The following is an 18,414-nucleotide window of genomic DNA, read 5'->3' as shown; positions in this document are numbered from 1 at the left end:
TCAGCGGGAACAGCCAGAAAGTGGTTGACATGCTGAAAGGTCCGCTGACCATCCATACCTATGCTAATATGCTGGACAGGAATTACTATTATGGATTACCGAAAAACTATAAGCAGGAAGTTAAACGTTTTGAAAAATATCTCCGCTTCAAGCCGGATATGAAACTGAAGCAAACCCTGTACTACCATCGCGCCAATAACCCCTACCTCGAAACCCGCTTCCCCGACCTGTCCGATTCAGAAAGAATGGACTCTATGAAGATCCTGAATGACTGGTCTTTCGATGTGAAAGCCTATGATGAGATCAGCGACGAAGTGGATCTGTCGGGTGAGAATTACCGTTATGTGCATGTACTGGAAGCGGCAAATGGACAGAAAACATTCCTGCGTATATTCAATGACATGTATGTGCATCCCAGTGAAGCCGAGATAACGGCCGCCCTGAAGCGCCTGGTGATGGAACTTCCGAAAGTGGGTTTTGTGGAAGGACATGGAGAGCGCCAAAGCAATTCAAACCAGGACAGGGGGTATAACATGGTAACCGAGGAAAAAACATTCCGCCACTCCATGCTGAACCAGGGATTTGATTTTACCAATATTTCCCTGGCATCGGAAGTACCTGCCGATATCCAAATCCTCGTGATTGCAGAGCCAAGGAAATCCTGTTCTCCCATCGAGCAGCAAAACCTGGAAAAATATATCGCCAAAGGTGGCAACCTGATCATTGCAGGCGAACCGGATGTCAATACTCAAATGAATGAGATCACCAGGGAGATCGGCGTGAAATTCCTGCCTGGTACGCTTGTGCATGCCAATAAAGATATTCAACCCGATGTTGTTGCCCTGCGTCCTTCCGATGAAGCTGTTAAATTCTCCTTTCAGTTGGAGGATATGAAGAAACAAAATTATTCACTGGCGCTTGCGGGAAGTTCAGTACTGCAATTCGATCCATCTAAAGGATTTGAGGCTACTACGCTTTTCAGAACGCCTGCATCCGGCGTCTGGCTTGAAAAGGACAGTTTCAATACCATTGATAACCTGCCGGTGCTGGATGTTGAAAAAGGAGAATCGGAACAGGAATACCCTGCTGTACTGGCATTGAGCAGAACTGTGAATGATAAACTTCAAAAGATACTGGTAACCGGTGATGCGGACTGGTTGAGCAATAAAGAGCTGGGGATCAACCGCCCGAAAGTGAGAGCCGGCAATTATTTCCTGATTGCAGCCGCCTTCTTCTGGTTGAGTGATGGGAAAGCGCCCATCGATATGCGACTGGCGCCACCCGTAGATAACAAGATCAATTATTCGAAATCCTGGAAGATGGTGGGGGGATTGCTGAAAATCGGATTTCCACTGGTGCTGGCGCTGGGGGGTGTATTTATTTGGATGAGAAGAAGGGCCAGGTAATTAAAAACAGAAGCAGTTATGATCTTCAATGCAGATAAGCAAACCCTGGATGATTTGAACATCTTCGGTAAAAAAGGAAAAGAGTCGGTTTATTCCCTCTTTAACCGGACCTATACTACCGGCGGGGCTATGAAGCTGGAGCAACTCTTTCATTATCCCACCACAGGAATAACAGAGATCAGGGACCGGAGTGAAACGATACAATTCTTTTGCAGGTCTTCGGCTGCCTTTCCGCTGGAAGGGGTGTGGATAGAGGTGATGGTGGCCTATTTATCCGATCGGGATAGCAGGACCCTGCTGAGAGCGGATGGGGAGACCATGGAGAGCAAGCTGAACAAATGGTTGGGGGTAGACACGCAGTTGAACTTCACACAAAAGGCCCTCAAGGCAATAGGGGAGTGTTTGACCCACCTGAACGCATTCCTGGAAAAAACTGCTGACAACGGGTATGATACCTCTTTTCAAAAAATGCAAAAAGAGGTAAAAGCCATACTGGATGATCAGGAATTCAGGCTGGTATATGCATCGCTGGACAGCAAATTGTCTTTTGAGCAAATAACTTCCTGCGACAGGTTCTTTCGATTTACCCATTACGATCAGCTGCAAACCATCTTAGAGTATGTATACTGGTTAGATATCTATATTTCCGTTGCTACGGTTGCCAGGGAAAGGAAGCTGTCTTTTGCGGAACTGCTGCCCGATGGCGGTCAGCAACTGGATATAAAGGGCTTCTATCATCCGCTGGTGCCCGGAGCATTGGGGAATGATATACAAATGAATGCATCGAAGCGCGTGTTATTCCTGACAGGGGCTAATATGGCGGGTAAATCCACGCTGATGAAATCCTTTGGCATTACTGTTTTTCTGGCACATATCGGTTTTCCCATTCCTGCTGCTTCCATGAAGTTTACGGTAAATGATGGTCTTTATACTACCATCAATCTGTCCGATAGTATACAAATGGGACATAGTCATTTTTATGCAGAAGTACTACGTGTGAAGAAAGTTTCCATGGAGCTGGCAGCAGGGAAAAAGCTCATCATCATATTCGATGAATTATTCCGGGGAACGAATGTGAAAGATGCACATGAAGCCACCGTTGCCGTTACTTCCCTTTATTCAGAACTGGAAAACAGTCTGATGCTGGTGTCTACCCATATTATTGAGGCGGCGGATGACCTGCGCGAGCGCTGCAGCAATATCCGGTATTCCTATATGCCAACTGTAATGAAGGGGAATATGCCCATATACACGTATGTTTTAACAGAAGGGGTAACGCAGGACCGTCATGGTATGCTGATCATTCAAAACGAAGGTATCCTGGACATTTTAGAGAATGGAAAGAAAGCACAATACTATGAATAAGGAAGTGAAATCGTTTTGTACCGATAAGCAGACTATGGATGACCTTAACTTATTGGGCAAGTATAAAGCTGATTCTGTTTTTTCTCTTTTTAACCGAACAAAAACGAAAGGAGGAGAGCAGTTGCTGGAACAGTATTTTCAGCATCCCCTCACAGATGCCCGGGCTATTGAAGAACGGCAGCGCAGTATCGGGTCTCTGGCAGGGAAGGGGCTTTTTTTTCCGGTGGAAGAAAAGGAGTTTGGCGCGCTGGAACAATACATCACAAGTTTTGCACCGGTAAGCAAGGCCAGGCTTTTTACAGAGGTCCTCAAAAGAAGATCCAAAGCAATAGCCGGTATGAAAGAAGAGCAGGAGCATGTGAATGCACTGGTTACCGATAGTTTAAAGGCATTGCTGAAACTTCGTGATTGGTTCCGGGGAACATTGGCCGGCATTGATTCCGGGTATTTGCAAAACCTGACCAGGCGATACCTTCCTTTACTACAGAACAGGTTGCTGGAGCAATCTGATAAGGATATGGGGGCCGGTGGTTTATCGGTTTTGCAGCTGGGTAAGTATGAATCATTCCTGCGCGGCGCTCATCATGAATTGTTCCTTGAGCTGCTCCGCGATTGTTATGAGCTGGACCTTTTCCTGGGGATTGCACAATTGGCAGATGAGAAGAACTATTGTTTTCCGTTGATCAGCCAGGGAAGGCAGGCGCTGCTGAAACTAAGGGGCGCATACCATCCGGGCCTGAAAAAAGCCATTGGGAATGATCTGCAACTGGATGCCAGGCAAAACCTGCTGTTCCTTACAGGAGCCAATATGGCTGGTAAGTCCACCTTCATGAAAACCATCGGTATTTGTTTTTACCTGTCGCACATGGGATTTCCTGTTCCTGCAAGGGAAATGGAAACCACTGTTTACGATGGTTTCTATTCATCCATCAATTTGCCCGATAATATCAGCAAAGGTTATAGTCATTTCTACGCGGAAGTATTGCGTGTGAAGGATGTGGCTGTTGAAGTGGCGGCGGGAAAGAAGCTGCTGATCATTTTTGATGAGCTTTTTAAAGGAACCAATGTGAAGGATGCCTTCGATGCCACTTCCGGCGTGGCCAAAGCCATGTTGGGTTACAGGCAGAGCCTGTTTGTACTGAGCACCCATATAGTTGAAGTGGGCTCCCTGCTGCAACAGGAAGCTGTTGGCATCCAGTATAAATACATGCCCTCTTTACTGGATGGAAATGCTACCCGGTATACCTATACGCTGCAGGAGGGGATTTCGGATGACCGTCATGGTATGATGATCATCCGCCAGGAAGGGATCTTTGATCTTTTCCCATCAAAGAAATTGTGTAATAGTTAATCATTTTATTTTTCCATTATGAGCATTCTGATAAAACGAAGAGCTGGTATTCTGGTGTTGTTTCTATTGATGATCGGTGCAGTATCCTGTAAAGATGATAAAGTTTCATTGGAAGGATTGGATAAAAAGATATTGCCGGATGATTCGGCTGTTGTTACCGGTGAGTTACCGAATGGTTTGAAGTATTATATCCGTAAGAACAGGAATCCGGAGAACCGGGCGGTGCTTTACCTGGTGAATAAGATCGGTTCCGTTCATGAGACCGTTGAACAGCGGGGCCTGGCGCATTTTTTAGAGCATATGGCATTTCGCGGAACAAAGAATTTTCCCGGAAATACAGTCATCGATTTCCTGGAAAAGGCAGGCGTTAAATTCGGGGCTGACCTGAATGCATATACCAGTTATGATGAAACAGTGTACCAGCTTCCCATTCCTACGGACAGCAATCTGATCGGCACCGGCCTGGCTATCCTGAAAGATTGGGCCCGGAATATCGAGATCACTGAAGCCGGCGTGAATGCAGAACGCGGTATCATCCTGGCTGAGAAAAGACAGCGTCAGGGATTGGAGCAGCGCATCAGGGAGCAAAGCCTGTTTAACCTGTTGAATGGGGCTAAATATGCAGAGAGATCACCCATCGGCATCGATAGTGTATTGAAAAATGCAAAGGCTGCCGATCTGCAAAAATTCTATCAGGACTGGTACCGGCCTGATCTGCAGTCGATCATTGCAGTAGGTGATTTTGATGCAGCTGAAATGGAGAAAAAGATCATTGCCCTTTTCAGCGATCTGAAAAAGAATTCCAATGGCGTTCAACCGGAGGAAGTGAAGATACCGCAAATAGAAAGGGAACATTTTCAGACGATCCTGGATGAAGAGATCACCAATACCACTATCCAGGTACTGCATAAATATCCTGCACCGGACAAGATACAATCTGAGCTGGACCTGAGGAATTCCATGATCGTCAGCCTTTTCAATACAATGCTGGCCAACCGTAATAATGATTTGCGGAGAGGCGCTGAAATGCCTTTTCTGAGTGGAAGTGTAAAAATTGAAAACCTGTTCGCTTCGCTGGGATCAGCTTCTGTAAATGTTACGGTGAACCCCGGTGAATACGAAAAAGGGTTCAAGGCCATCATGCGTGAGATCCGCAAGGTGAAAGTATCAGGCTTTGACCAGCATGAACTGGATCGCGCGAAGGCTTCCTTTATTGAAAAAAGGGATTATCAGTTTGGAGAGCGGAACAAGGTTACTTCTCAAAGCTATATAGCGGTATATGTAAACGCTTTTTTGAAGAATATTCCTTATCCATCCGCTGAATTCTACAATGAATTCTACAATCGGCATATCAAAAATATCGGGCTGGAAGAAGTTCAGGCGGTCATTGAAAAGTTCTGCAATCATAAGAACAGGGATTTCTATGTGATAGCACCATTGAATGAACAGGAACAGCTTCCTGGCGTGGAAGAACTGGAGAAATGGACAGCTGAGGTGGATAAAGAGGAACTGGTTGTTCAGGAAGAAAAGAAAGTGACCAGGAAACTGATGAACGAATTACCGAAAGGAGGGAGCATCATTTCGGAAACTACAGATCAGGAAATGGGAATCACTACCTGGAAATTAAGTAATGGAATAAAAGTGGTACTCAAACCAACTGATTTCAGGAACGATCAGATATTGATTGCCGGTTTCAGTTTGGGAGGAAGTTCGCTCTATCCGGATAAGGATTATCAGTCGGCCATCGATGCTGTAGGGATCCTCTCGAGGGGAGGTGTTGGTGAGCTGGAAAGTAAAACATTATCGAGGGTGTTGACGGGAAAGATCATGCAGGTAAATCCTTTTATCAGCGAAAACTATGAAGGGGTGAATGCGAACACCAGTAAAAAGGACCTGGAATCCACTTTTCAACTGATGTATCTCAATTTTACTCAACCCAGACTGGATAAGGAACTGGTTGCTGGCGTACTCAAAGAAGCGAAAGACAGGGCCATGAAAAGATACAGCAGGCCGTCAAATGTATATGCTGATTCTATCAATGCCGTCATGTACGGCCATCACTTTCGTAAAAGAGCGGCTTTTGCGGAAAGAGTGGATATGATCGATCCGGAGGTCTCTCTTAAAATATTCAAAGAACGTTTTGCTGATTTTTCTGATTTCACTTTTGTATTCGTGGGAAGCTTCGATCTTAAATCGATCAAACCGCTGGTGCAGCGATATCTGGCAGGTCTTCCTTCGCTGAACAGGAATGAAGGTACCAATTACATTCAATATGCATATCCTGAAGGTGGGTTCACCAAGCTCATTCAAAAAGGGAAGACAGACCGGTCTACAGTAACAATGATCCTGGATGGAATTTATGCGGAAGACAGCAATGTGGTAGGAAATATGACGGCCATCAGGGATATCGTACAACTTAGGATGACGGAAAGGCTTCGCGGGACAGAGCATGAGGTTTATTCACCTGGTATCTCACTGAGCATGCTGGATAATAGCAAACGGTATGAGCTGCGTATTGGGTTTACTTGCGCACCAGTAATGGTTGAGAAGCTGACGATGGCTGCTAAAGACGAATTGAAAAAGCTGGTTGTCAATGGTGCATCTTCTGGTGAATTGACCAAATTCAAAGCGGAGTTTGCAAAGAGCATGGAAGTTCAGCTCAGGAAGAACGAATACTGGCTTAGCCAGATATGCGCTAAATTGCAATTGGGCAAAGAGCCTAAAGACATCACAGAGGCAACAAAACGAATTGAAGCGGTGACTGCACAGAGCTTTAAGGAGGCCGCGAAAAAATACCTGAATACAAACAATTTGAAAATATTCGTGTTGTCGCCTGAGAACTGACAACAGTTTTAGCTTCCGCTTCGGGTAGACGATCAATACACAATGTGCCGGGATCACCTGCACATTGTGTATTGATCGTTTCCTGTTATATTTTCCTGATGCTGCCAGATGACTGATCAGCTACGATCCTGAATATCTGAAATTCTTCGTGCAGTCTCAGCGCGCTTCCAGCACCCTGTCCCTTGCCAGCAGACAGGCCCCAACTACTCCGGCTTTTTCCTTTAACTGAGAAAGCCTTATCTGGGTATCCGTATTCACCAGGTTGAGAGAATACTTTTTGATAGCGCTTTTGATCGGGAGCAGAATATATTCGGCCGTTTCAGCCAATGCACCTCCCAATACGATCAGTTCAGGGTTGTACAGGTTGATCAGCATGGCTATGCCTTTTCCCAGCTTTTCCCCGATCTCTGCAACCAGGTCGATGGCCAGCACATCATCTCCTTTCACTGCCTGAATAATGTGGAACAGCTTGATGTCTTTTACAGGAACCTCCCTGGTGATACTGCTGGCATAACCATTCTCTATCTTTTCCCCGAACAACTGTGTCAGCGCCCTCCCGGAAGCTTCGGTTTCCAGGCAGCCTTTCTTACCACACTGACAAATGATTTCATTATCAAAGAAGGGAATATGGCCGAGCTCACCCGCAAAGCCCGACTTACCATAATAAAGCTGACCATTGATGATGATCCCCATCCCGATGCCATAATCCAGATTGAGGAACAATACATTCTTTTCATGCTTTACAGTACCGGCAATGAACTCACCGAAGGCCATCGCTCTGGAGTCATTTTCAATAAAGGTCTTTATTCCGATCGTTTGCTCCATATATACACTGAGCGGCACTTCACTGAAATGGAAAAAACTATAACTGTAACCCGTACTGTAATTGATACGGCCAGACAGGTTCAGCCCCATGGCCAGGATCTTTTCGTCAGACACCGGGGCGCTGACGATAAAAGACCTGATGATCGCACACAACTCATCGAGCGATCCTTTTTCATTAGAGAGTTTGTAAGGAATATTTTCCGAAACGGCGATCAGCTTCTTGCTAAGATCTACCAGCCCGATGTTAACATGGTTTTGCTTCACGTCCACCCCCAGGAAAAAACCTGAATCTGCCACCAGCCCATAAATGCTGGGTTTACGCCCACTGGCTGCTCCTGATTTTCCGAAGTCACTGACGATGCCATGGGCGATCAACTCATTGATCAGGTTGGTTATTTTCGGCACACTCAACAACAACAGCTTACTTAACTCAGAGATTGTTTTGTTACCAGAAAACGATAGAATGCTGATGATCTCCTTTTTTACAGAGCTGTTCCTGAAAGCAATGCCCGATTTGTTTTCATTTTCCAGATCATTCCAAAATGTCATAACAGAATTTATAGTATTTCCGGGTGAAGATACACTTAAGAAAAGTTTTTTGAAAGTGGGGACTGCCAGGCCGGAGAATGTACAACAAAAGCCTTTATTTAAAATATTAATGTCAAAATATCATGATCTTAATAAAAAAATATATTAAGTAAAGGGTTTTTAATAATAATTTTCATAATTTGGACTGGAAATACGGTTGCTATAGCCAAAGCTCAATCCAGTTTCCGGCTCTCTATGCCTGGACTTGTGATGGTCGGGTTTTCATTTGTTGTGATTCCGGAGGGCCAGCTGTAAAAACATCCGATACTCTCTAAAACCCCTTAACCATCTGTTATGAGAATATTACGATTTTTTTTCATTTTACTTTCCATCGCATCCGCAGCACAGGCACAAACAAGCCCAGAACAGATCTCTAAAAAACTTACGGGCGCCAGGCCGGGGGATATCGTTCTGCTGGAAGGTTTCCTCACAGAGAAATTGCCTAAGATCAGCTACCACAAAACCATTCAGCCGGGACCACAATTCATTATCTCAGATGATCCGGAATATATCCGTATTCCTGAGGCGATCGCCCTGCAGGAAGAAGTGAGCCCGGGGGCGGTCAGGTTATATGTATATAATGTGAACGGTGTAACGGTACCGCAGAAGATGCCAAGAAAGATCTCGGCTGTGATCAGGAACCTGGGTAAGGAGGATATGCGTATCAGGATGCTCAAATACTCCTCTCAAAAACCCAGCACCAACTATTTCCAGATCGGTAAACAGGGCTTGCAGGATTTCTTTACCTCCAATGAGGTCAATAACCTGCGGGTGGTGAAACCGGGAGCAGTGATCGCCATTGATGAAAAATTAGAAAAGCAGGTGGTCCATTATGATGAGCTGGTCCATGGGTTTTATGAGTTTGTGATCGATCAGCCGGCATTGATCAGTGTGTTGCAGACAGCACCGGAGAAATCAGGCCCCAAAGCATTTCCCGCCATCGATACCCTAATCCCTTTCAGTCACGTGAATGCAGGCAGGGGAGTTTTTCCTGTATCGAATTACAAGATCACCAACAGGGATACGATCGATACTCAAAATGGTGTTTGTCAGCTCATCGTTGCCGATGGGGAAGATGATCCCTGGATCACGGGCACTATTGGCGCAGAAAAACAGGATGCGAAGAATGCCGGCAACTATGGCGTACTTTATAATACCAACCTGAAATGGAAAAGCACCAACGGTAAAGGGCTGGCATTGATCACCTGGAATGCCAGATCTGACAATGGCCAGTGGTGCGGAGGCATGGGGCTTACCATGGCCCTGTATGATGCCCGCATGAAAAAGACCGTAAGGCAGTATCCTTCAAGTCAATTGATCACCAAAGGCAAGCCGGAAGCGATCCTTATTGAGATCTTCAGGCCGGATCCCTCTAAAGAGATACAGGAGATCAACTTCACTTACTCACCACCGGGAGCCTCTTGTTTGCCCACTCCCCTGATCCTTGTTCCAGTGGATCTGTAAACAAATAATAATCAGTTTTTATTGTTCAAATATCACAACCAAGCATTATGCTATGTTCTAAGTCAAAAGTTAATAGTATTGGCATGCGCCATTGGTTACTATTGATTGTATTGTTCACCGGAAGTTATTTTTCCGCATTTGCTCAACGTCAGGTAAAAGGAATAGTGCTGGATGAAGGCCGCAAGCCTTTGTCCGGAGTGACTGTTTCGGTAAAAGGAAGCAGTTCGAATTCCCTTACCAACAGTAGCGGCGAATATTCCATCAATGCTCAGAATGGCGCAGTCCTGATCTTCTCTTACATCGGTATGCTGCCCCAGGAAATTGCCGTCAGCGGGAATTCCGTACCTGATGTGATATTGAAACGCGATGTAGCAGCACTGAACGATGTTGTGGTGGTGGGATATGGCTCGCAAAAGAAAGGAACTCTTTCCGGCGCCGTATCCACACTGAAAGGTACAGACCTTCTGAAAGGACCTGCCACCAACGTTTCCAGCCTGCTGGGCGGGCGGCTGCCGGGTATTTCATCTGTACAGGAGTCTGGCGAGCCGGGAAGTGATCAGGCAGCCCTCCGCATCCGCGGTTCAAGGGTTGGGGTTACTTATATTGTTGACGGTATCCCACGTTCCATCAATGATATAGATCCTAACGACATTGAAAGTGTTTCTGTTTTGAAGGATGGTGCCTCCGCCGCTGTTTACGGGCTTCAGGCGGCAGGTGGGGTAGTGATCATCACCACTAAAAAAGGATCGGGCGCAACCCCTACCATCAACTATACCGGTACCTCAGGCATTTCCCTGAATGCCAATTTTCCCCGCTTCATGAACGGTCCGCAGTTTGCCCATTATTACAATATGGCAGACATGATGGACCAACTCGCCAACGGCACCATTGCCAACGAAAACGAGTATACCCCCATTTTTAAGAAATCGGATATAGAGAAAATGAGAAACGGGGATCCTACGGATGGATGGGACAATGTCAATTATATCGACAAAGTATTTGGCGAAGGCCGGAATGTACGTCATAGCCTCTCCCTGCAGGGTAGCAAAGAGAATCTGAAATACTTTGCTTCACTCGGTATGCAGGATCAGAAAGGTAATATCGACAATTTCAATTTCAAACGGTATAACCTCAGAACGAATATATCCGCCCAGGTAGCTAAGAACCTCACCTTCGACCTGGGTGTGGCAGGCGCCGTTACCAATAAACAAACTCCAGGTTATGGCGCAGGTGGTACGGATTCTGATCCTTATGCGGGAGAGCTGGGCTGGTTCTCCATTGGAAAGCAGACCATCGCCATGCACCCTTATCTTCCCGAAACTTACCAGGGCCTGTATACAGGTGTGCCTCCCCGTAATAACTCGGCCATTCCCAACAGCCCGCTGGCTGCCATCTATGAGTCGGGTTACAAAAAAACCAATGGCATCGACCTTCAGACCAATCTCGGCCTGACCTGGCAGATCCCCTGGGTACAGGGTTTGAAACTGAAGACCTATGGTTCTTTCGATGCATGGACCACCCGCAATAAGAACCTGGACAAATTTTATTATGTAAACGCCATCAGCCTGCCCGATGGTACCAACCAGCACCAGTTCGTAAAAATGCTGGATGCAAAAAGTGTGAACTTCAACTCACTCGGCGAAGGCCAGACGAATGCACAACAGCTGGTTAGCCAGACAAGTCTTGCCTACGACAAAAAGTTCGGACAGCATGCTGTTGATGCCCTGGTGCTTGCCGAGGTGCGCGACTATAAATCGAATAGTCATTCTGCCTACGCAAAGGATATCATGTTCCCTGAACTGCCGGAGTTAGGACTGGGTACGCCGGCCAATTCTCCCATTGGCGGAGGCAGCAACCAAACCAGGTCTGTAGGCTATGTATTCCGCGCCAGGTATGATTACGCCAGCAAATACATGGCAGAGTTCACCGGTCGTTATGATGGCTCTTATAAATTTTCCGGGAATGTGGACGGCAAGAGATGGGGCTTCTTTCCATCTGCCTCTGTGGCCTGGAGAGTATCCAAAGAGAATTTCATGGAAAAGTATACCTTCCTGGATGACCTGAAGATCAGGGCATCGGTGGGTCTGCTGGGTAATGATAATGTAAGCGCTTATTCTTACCTGAGCACTTATTCATTTGGCAACAAGCTGCCATTGAATGGCAATATCAGCAATTCCATGTACACCAGCGTAATTGCCAACCCCAATCTTTCTTGGGAAAAAACGCTCTCATACAATGCCGGTTTCGACCTGAGCATCCTGAAAGGATTGCTGAGCGCAGAATTCGATGTGTTCTATACCTACACCTATGATATCCTGATGTCCATGTCATCCGGTTATCCCCCCTCCATGGGCGGCTATTATTTCACGTATGAGAATTTCGGAAAAACAGATTCAAAAGGATTTGAGCTGTTACTGAAACATCAGAATACCCTTCAGGTGGCAGGCAAACCATTCAGGTATACCATCGCCCCCAATTTCAGCTATGCAACCAGCAGATGGGTACGGTATAACGACAGCCCCAATGATCCCGAGATCCAGAAGGTCAGCGGTAAAAAGATAGGCGTTATCTCCGGCTGGGTAGCCGATGGATTATTCCGTTCTGAAAAGGAGATCGATGAGGCTGCATGGTACGGAAGCCGCCCCAATGTGGGAGATATCAGGTACAGAGACCTGAATGGAGATGGAAAGATCGATTACCAGGACAGAGGTCTGATCGGAAGGCCCAACCGTCCGGAACTGATGTATGGTCTGAACCTTGGAGCAGAATGGAATGGTTTCGATTTCAACGCACAATTCACCGGAGGTGCCAGGTTTGATGTATCCATGACCGGTACTTACTACAATGGTTATGATGATAACACCATCTGGACGCAAACCTTCAAGGAAGGCGCCAACTCACCCCTCTTCCTGGTGGAGAACGCTTACAGCGTGGACAATCCCAATGGATCATTCCCACGCCTGACATTGAGTTCAACCACACATGGAGGTGATAACGGACTGGCTTCCACTTTCTGGTTCCGGAACGGTTCTTATGTGCGACTGAAATCTGCCCAGATCGGCTACAGCATTCCGAGATCACTGACGGAAAGACTTCATATCAACCGCCTCCGTGTGTTTGTGGAAGGATCGAATATTTTCACCATCTCCGGCCTGCCTGAAGGCATCGACCCTGAGGCTCCTCGTGTGAACAATGGCTATTATCCACAGCAAAAGATCTTCACAGCCGGAGTAACTCTGAATTTTTAATCCATCCACCCAAACGCAGGCCTGTAAGATCCCCGCGAAGGATCATCCTGATGGTCTAAAAAATTAAAGAATGAAAAGATTATTGATCAATACAATGGTGTTGGGAATGCTGCTCGGAACTGCTTCCTGTAAAAAATACCTGGACCTCACCCCAACTGATGCCGCTTCGGACAAACTGGTCTGGAGCAAAGTGGAGTATGCAGAACTTGCTGTGAACAATTTCTATCACGATCTGAACTACTTCGGAAGTTTCAATTCAGGGCAGTCTTCAGCAGGTATGACCGAAGGGTTTACCGATATGCTCAAATATTCTTCCATGACCTATAACGCCTATATGTTCATCCCTAACGAGGTGGCATATGGCGGCCCCGTGCTGACGGCAGGTTATGTATCGGTTTATTTAGGCACCTGGTCCGCTGTATATGATAAGATCCGCCGCGTGAACGAAGCGTTGAGCAACCTGAAAAAATACGGCAGTTCACTGCCCGCCAATGACGCAAAACGTCTCGAAGCTGAGATCCGTTTCTTCCGTGCATTCCTGTATTTCGATCTGCTGAAACGATACAGGGAAGTGATCATCTACGATGAAGATCTTACCAAAATTTCCAAATCCACTCCTTTGAGTACAGAGGCTGCCGGATGGGACTTCGTACAAAATGATCTCACGTTCGCAGGACAGAACCTGCCTGTTTCGATCAATGCAAAAGGCAGGCTGACCAGTGGTGCTGCTTATGGGTTCATGTCTCGCGCCATGCTGTATGCAAAACGTTGGGAAGCGGCAAAGTCTGCAGCGGAAGAAGTTCTGAAAATGAATTACCAGCTCACCGGCAATTATGCAGATGCATTCAATGACGGCAATACGGAAGCCATTATCCAGTACAGCTTCAATAAGAGTGTATTCACCCATAGCTTCGACGCCTTTTATTCTCCCGGTGGCGACAAGGAAGGAAGCGGCGCTTATGGCACACCTCCCCAGGAGATGGTGGAGTCTTACGAACTGGCCAACACAGGAGGTTTCCCCGACTGGTCTGAATGGCATAATACTTCCGGTACCACCAATACACCTCCCTATGACGCATTGGAGCCCCGCTTCAAAGCATCAGTGCTGTATAATGGCGCTGGCTGGAAAGGCAGGACCATAGAAGCTTTTGTAGGTGGAAAGGATGGATACGCCAACTGGAAAACAGATGCAGTACCAGCAGGAAGGACCGTTACCGGATATTTCCTGCGCAAATTCCTGGATGAGAGCATCGATCTGAGCAAGGACAATTCCACCCGTCCCTGGATCGCCCTCCGCCTGGGTGAAGTATTGCTCAACTATGCTGAAGCCTGCTACCATAGCGGTGCGCCCGCACTGGCCAATAGTGCCGTGAGGCAGATCAGAACACGCGTGAACCTGCCATATACCGATAAATCAGGTGAAGCCTTACTGGCACAGATAAGACAGGAACGCAAGGTTGAACTGGCCTATGAAGGATTGTATTACTGGGATATGAGACGTTGGGGCCTGGCCAGTACGGCATTCACAGGAACAAGGGTGCATGGCCTCAGGATCGAAAAGAATGGAAGCGGACAGTTTGTTTATACCTATGTGGACTGCGACAAACAAGACCGGAATTTCCCTGAAAAAATGTACAGGTTCCCGCTTCCTTCATCGGAGATCACCAATAATGTATCCATCAAACAATTTCCTGAATGGAATTAATCTCTAAGCACACAACTGTTATGAAAAAGATATTATACCTCACACTTGTTGCTATAACAACAGCACTGGGTTCCTGTCAGAAGCCTGATCTGGTCCCTGCCGTGGGAACAGATGCAGATATGGGCAGTTTAACGGTGAAGTTTGCTTCCGGTCCCTTCAGAGGCGAGGAAGCGATCCGGTACCTCATTCCTGCCAATGCAAAGGAGAAGATCATCATTCCGGTACCCTGGTTCTATCCGGAGAGCAGCTCCAATGAGACTGATGTATACATGAAGGAAATGAAGCTGGAAGCGGCTTTGGTGAATAATGCAAAGATCTCCCCTTCCTTAAGTATCCTTGATCTCACCAAGGAGAATGCATTCACGCTTACCGGAGCGGACGGCACTGTAAGGAATATCACTATTTCCGCTGTCCGTACAAAATCCAGTAAATCAGCGTTGACCTTCTTCTCCATCGAAGCCCTCGGTGTTACAGGATTGATAGATCAGAATGCAAAAACTGTTTCACTGATCACGGCGGAAGACCTGTCGAATGTGGATGTTGAAGTTTCCGTATCGCCACACGCCACGGTAGTTGAGCCACTGACGCATATGAACCTGAACGCTCCTTCTACCATCACTGTACTGGCGCATGACGGAGTTTCCAAAACAGTATACCAGGTGCAGAAAATGGCGCCGCCAAAGATCACTTACGGCTTCAGGTCGGGTTCCCAGGCACTGAGCTTCAACCTGAAACTGGATGACCTGGGTTATTCCAATGGTTCCAAACCCAGCCTGGCAGCATCCGGCAATTTCGTGGCCGTATCTACCGGTGACGGATCAGCGCCAAAATATTATAACAGGAGCACCGGAAAATATGTGGGGGTAATGACCCTCGGAGCTGCAGCCGGCAACGGAGCTATTGCCAGCGACGCAAAAGGCAATATCCTGCTGCTTGACCAGGCAGCCAATGGTGCACCGGTAAAGATCTACAAGTCAGCTTCCATGACCGCCACACCTGCATCCTTTATCACCTGGACAAACACTTCCGGCTTCCCGCTGGGCAGCAAGTTGTCTGTGAATGGAGACCTGAATGATAAAGCGGTGATCATTGCCACCTGTGAAGGCACCAGTGGAGCCGGCTCTAAATCTTTTGTCCGCTGGACTGTGAATGGCGGTGTAGCAGGCAGTGCCGAAGTGGTGGATGCATCCGGCATTCCTTACTGGGGAAGCGGTGTGAATATCGGAAAGATGTCATCCAGGTCAAATGATGCCAATGATGGTTCATTCATCGGCTTCTACGATGGTGGAAATGATAATCTTTACTACCTGAACAAGAGCGGCGCCATGACAGCATCCCTGGCGGCACAAACATCCGGTAATGCATGGGGTATCAACAATAACCTCACCGATGCCAAAGAGTTCAACAATGCAAAATACCTGGCGCTCTATTGCCCAAGCCATTTCCCCAACTGGGGCATCAATTCAGAACTGTACCTGTATGATGTTTCAGGTATGGGTAATTTCTCAGGCAATGTGAATTCCAGCAATGCATTGGTATTCTCGGCCAATTATGGCCAGCTGGGTTCCATTGTAAGTGCATCCGGTGATGTGCTGATCGCACCTACCACTGATGGATACAAAATGCAGGTATTCACCATCGACTTCAATACAGGGAACTTCGCCTGTTATGAATTCGATTGTATTGACAAATAATATAGCCAGAGAGCAGAAGTGGAGAGGCCGTCATTAAAGCTCTCCACTTCTTTACATCTGACAAACCATAACACGAAAGCATTTTACAGATGAATCGAAAGAATTTTGTTGCAGCCCTGCTCTTGCTGACATTGTCAGGCATGTCATTGATGTCATGCAAAAAAGAAGCGAAAGAGATCACCAGGGATTGGGGAGATCCGGACCCTGTTACTCCGGGTAATGATAAGAGTAAGAAACCCAGGATCGTCTGGATAGACGCCGCTGCCAATTTCCCGGACTATGCCAATAACAAAACAAAGATCCAGCAGGATGTCAAAAAGATAAAGGATGCCGGCCTCACCGCCATTGTGCTGGATGTTCGCCCAACCATGGGCGACGCATTGTTCCAGACATCTCAGGTTGACCAGGTGCATAAACTGGATTACTGGAGCGATGCAGGATATGTATTCTATGAGCGAACGGAAACCTGGGACTACCTCCAGGCTTTCATAGATGCCTGCCGCACAGAAGGGCTCAAGATCTATGCAGCCATCAACACTTTTGTAGCCGGCAACAAATATTCATATGGCCTGGGGCAACAGGGTTTGTTGTTCAGGGATAATTCCAAAAAAGACTGGGCTTCCACCATGAATCATCCCTCAGGCCTGATCAATGTGATGGACCTGGATGCCACCACCGATCCGGATAACGATTATGGAACGAAGTTCCTGAACCCCCACAACGATGCGGTGCAGCAATTCCTTTTGAATATCATCGGGGATCTTGCCAAATACAATGTGGATGGCATTATCCTGGACCGTGCCCGTTTCAATAATTTCCAGACGGATTTTTCACCACAGGCGAAAAGCAAATTCGAGACTTATATCGGTGAAACCGTTACGAATTTCCCCAATGACGTAATCGTTCCCGGCACTTCCTATTATCCGCTTCCTGCTACCATGCCGAAATATTTCAAACAATGGATGGCCTTCCGCGCAAAGACCATCCACGACTTCATGGAGAAAGCCAGAACGAAAGTGAAATCGGTGAACAATAAAATGGAATTCGGCGTATATGTGGGAGGATGGTATTCCACTTATTACGATGTAGGGGTGAACTGGGCAGGCCCGGACTACAATACTGCACAATTCTATCCTTCCTGGGCCAATTCTGATTATAAGAATTACGGTTATGGAGACCTGATGGATATCACTATGATCGGCGCATACGCTTCCACCAGCAGCATCTATGGAAGCACTGAATGGACGGTGGAAGGATTCTGCAAAAGGGCAAAGAGCATGATCGGTAGCAATACCGTAGTGGGCGGCCCTGATGTAGGCAATGGTTCAGGCTGGACCGGCGGAGGCAAACCCACCCAGGTTGCACAGACCGTAGATGCAGCAATGAGCGCCTGCGACGGCTATTTTATTTTCGACCTCATCCATATCAAGAAATACGATTACTGGAGTGCTGTTAAGAAAGGTATCGACGACTATTTATCCAAGCCATAAAAAATGTACAAGATCCCAAACAGCATTTATTGTCTGCTGGTATTGGTATTGATCAATGCCATGCCGGCCATGGCACAGCAAAAGATCACAGGACGTGTGCGCTGTGAAGGGAAAGGGGTGAAAGATGTTGTGGTGAGTTGTGGAACGGCTACGGTCAGAACAGATGCCCGTGGACATTATACGCTTTATCCCGATGCCGGTCAGCAATTTGTACAGCTATCTGTTCCCGCAGGCTATCTTACCAGGCGGGACACTACTATTCCCCGTTTCTATCAGCCATTGAAAAGCAATAGGAGCGCATATGATTTCAACCTGATCCGCAACCCAGTCAATGATGATCAGCATGTATTCTTTGCGCAGGCAGATGTGCAGGTCACCAGCAGGGAAGAACTGGCTACCTATCGTAATGACGTGGTAAGTGATATGCAATCCCA

General features: G+C 47.0%; 11 protein-coding genes. 10 read left to right on the top strand and 1 reads right to left on the bottom strand.

Annotated features, from left to right (window positions below; genetic code table 11):
• From ACTHMC_RS19740 to ACTHMC_RS19725, 4 genes are all read left to right on the top strand, one after another.
• Positions 1-1,406: Gldg family protein (locus ACTHMC_RS19740; RefSeq protein ID WP_440415706.1), on the top strand; the 1,406-nt coding region annotated here is incomplete at its 5' end.
• Positions 1,407-1,424: 18 nt separating this feature from the next.
• On the top strand, positions 1,425-2,771 hold the full coding sequence (locus ACTHMC_RS19735) for a MutS-related protein (RefSeq protein WP_440415704.1): 1,347 nt from the start codon (positions 1,425-1,427) through the stop codon (positions 2,769-2,771).
• On the top strand, positions 2,764-4,122 hold the full coding sequence (locus ACTHMC_RS19730) for a MutS-related protein (protein ID WP_440415702.1): 1,359 nt from the start codon (positions 2,764-2,766) through the stop codon (positions 4,120-4,122). Before ACTHMC_RS19735 ends, ACTHMC_RS19730 begins: the two co-directional genes overlap by 8 nt.
• Positions 4,123-4,140: 18 nt before the next feature.
• Entirely contained in the window at positions 4,141-6,966 is a 2,826-nt protein-coding gene (locus tag ACTHMC_RS19725; protein ID WP_440415701.1) for a M16 family metallopeptidase, read from the top strand.
• A 156-nt stretch (positions 6,967-7,122) separates the two neighbouring features.
• Here the strand turns inward: ACTHMC_RS19725 and ACTHMC_RS19720 are convergent, their stop codons facing one another.
• Entirely contained in the window at positions 7,123-8,340 is a 1,218-nt protein-coding gene (locus tag ACTHMC_RS19720; protein WP_440415699.1) for an ROK family protein, read from the bottom strand.
• 333 nt (positions 8,341-8,673) lie between these two features.
• Here ACTHMC_RS19720 and ACTHMC_RS19715 point away from each other — a divergent pair, with 333 nt between their 5' ends.
• The 6 genes from ACTHMC_RS19715 to ACTHMC_RS19690 form a co-directional block, all read left to right on the top strand.
• A complete protein-coding gene (locus tag ACTHMC_RS19715) occupies positions 8,674-9,843 on the top strand; it encodes a copper amine oxidase (protein WP_440415698.1) in 1,170 nt (389 codons plus the stop codon).
• 83 nt (positions 9,844-9,926) lie between these two features.
• The gene (locus ACTHMC_RS19710) at positions 9,927-13,091 is read left to right on the top strand and encodes a SusC/RagA family TonB-linked outer membrane protein (protein ID WP_440415697.1); all 3,165 of its coding nucleotides are present in this window, start codon (positions 9,927-9,929) and stop codon (positions 13,089-13,091) included.
• Positions 13,092-13,161: 70 nt separating this feature from the next.
• On the top strand, positions 13,162-14,796 hold the full coding sequence (locus ACTHMC_RS19705) for a RagB/SusD family nutrient uptake outer membrane protein (protein ID WP_440415695.1): 1,635 nt from the start codon (positions 13,162-13,164) through the stop codon (positions 14,794-14,796).
• Positions 14,797-14,816: 20 nt separating this feature from the next.
• Positions 14,817-16,490, top strand: a complete 1,674-nt coding sequence (locus tag ACTHMC_RS19700; protein ID WP_440415693.1) for a DUF5018 domain-containing protein — start codon at positions 14,817-14,819, stop codon at positions 16,488-16,490.
• An 89-nt stretch (positions 16,491-16,579) separates the two neighbouring features.
• Positions 16,580-17,980 carry an alpha amylase family protein gene (locus ACTHMC_RS19695; RefSeq protein WP_440415692.1) on the top strand — a complete coding sequence of 467 codons (1,401 nt, stop codon included), beginning with the start codon at positions 16,580-16,582 and terminating at the stop codon, positions 17,978-17,980.
• 3 nt (positions 17,981-17,983) lie between these two features.
• On the top strand, positions 17,984-18,414 hold a 431-nt coding region (locus ACTHMC_RS19690; RefSeq protein ID WP_440415691.1), incomplete at its 3' end, for a metallophosphoesterase N-terminal domain-containing protein.

It is taken from the genome of Pseudobacter sp. (genome assembly GCF_051955275.1).
Lineage (GTDB): Bacteria > Bacteroidota > Bacteroidia > Chitinophagales > Chitinophagaceae > Pseudobacter.
This window is presented reverse-complemented; position numbering and strand designations above follow the sequence as displayed.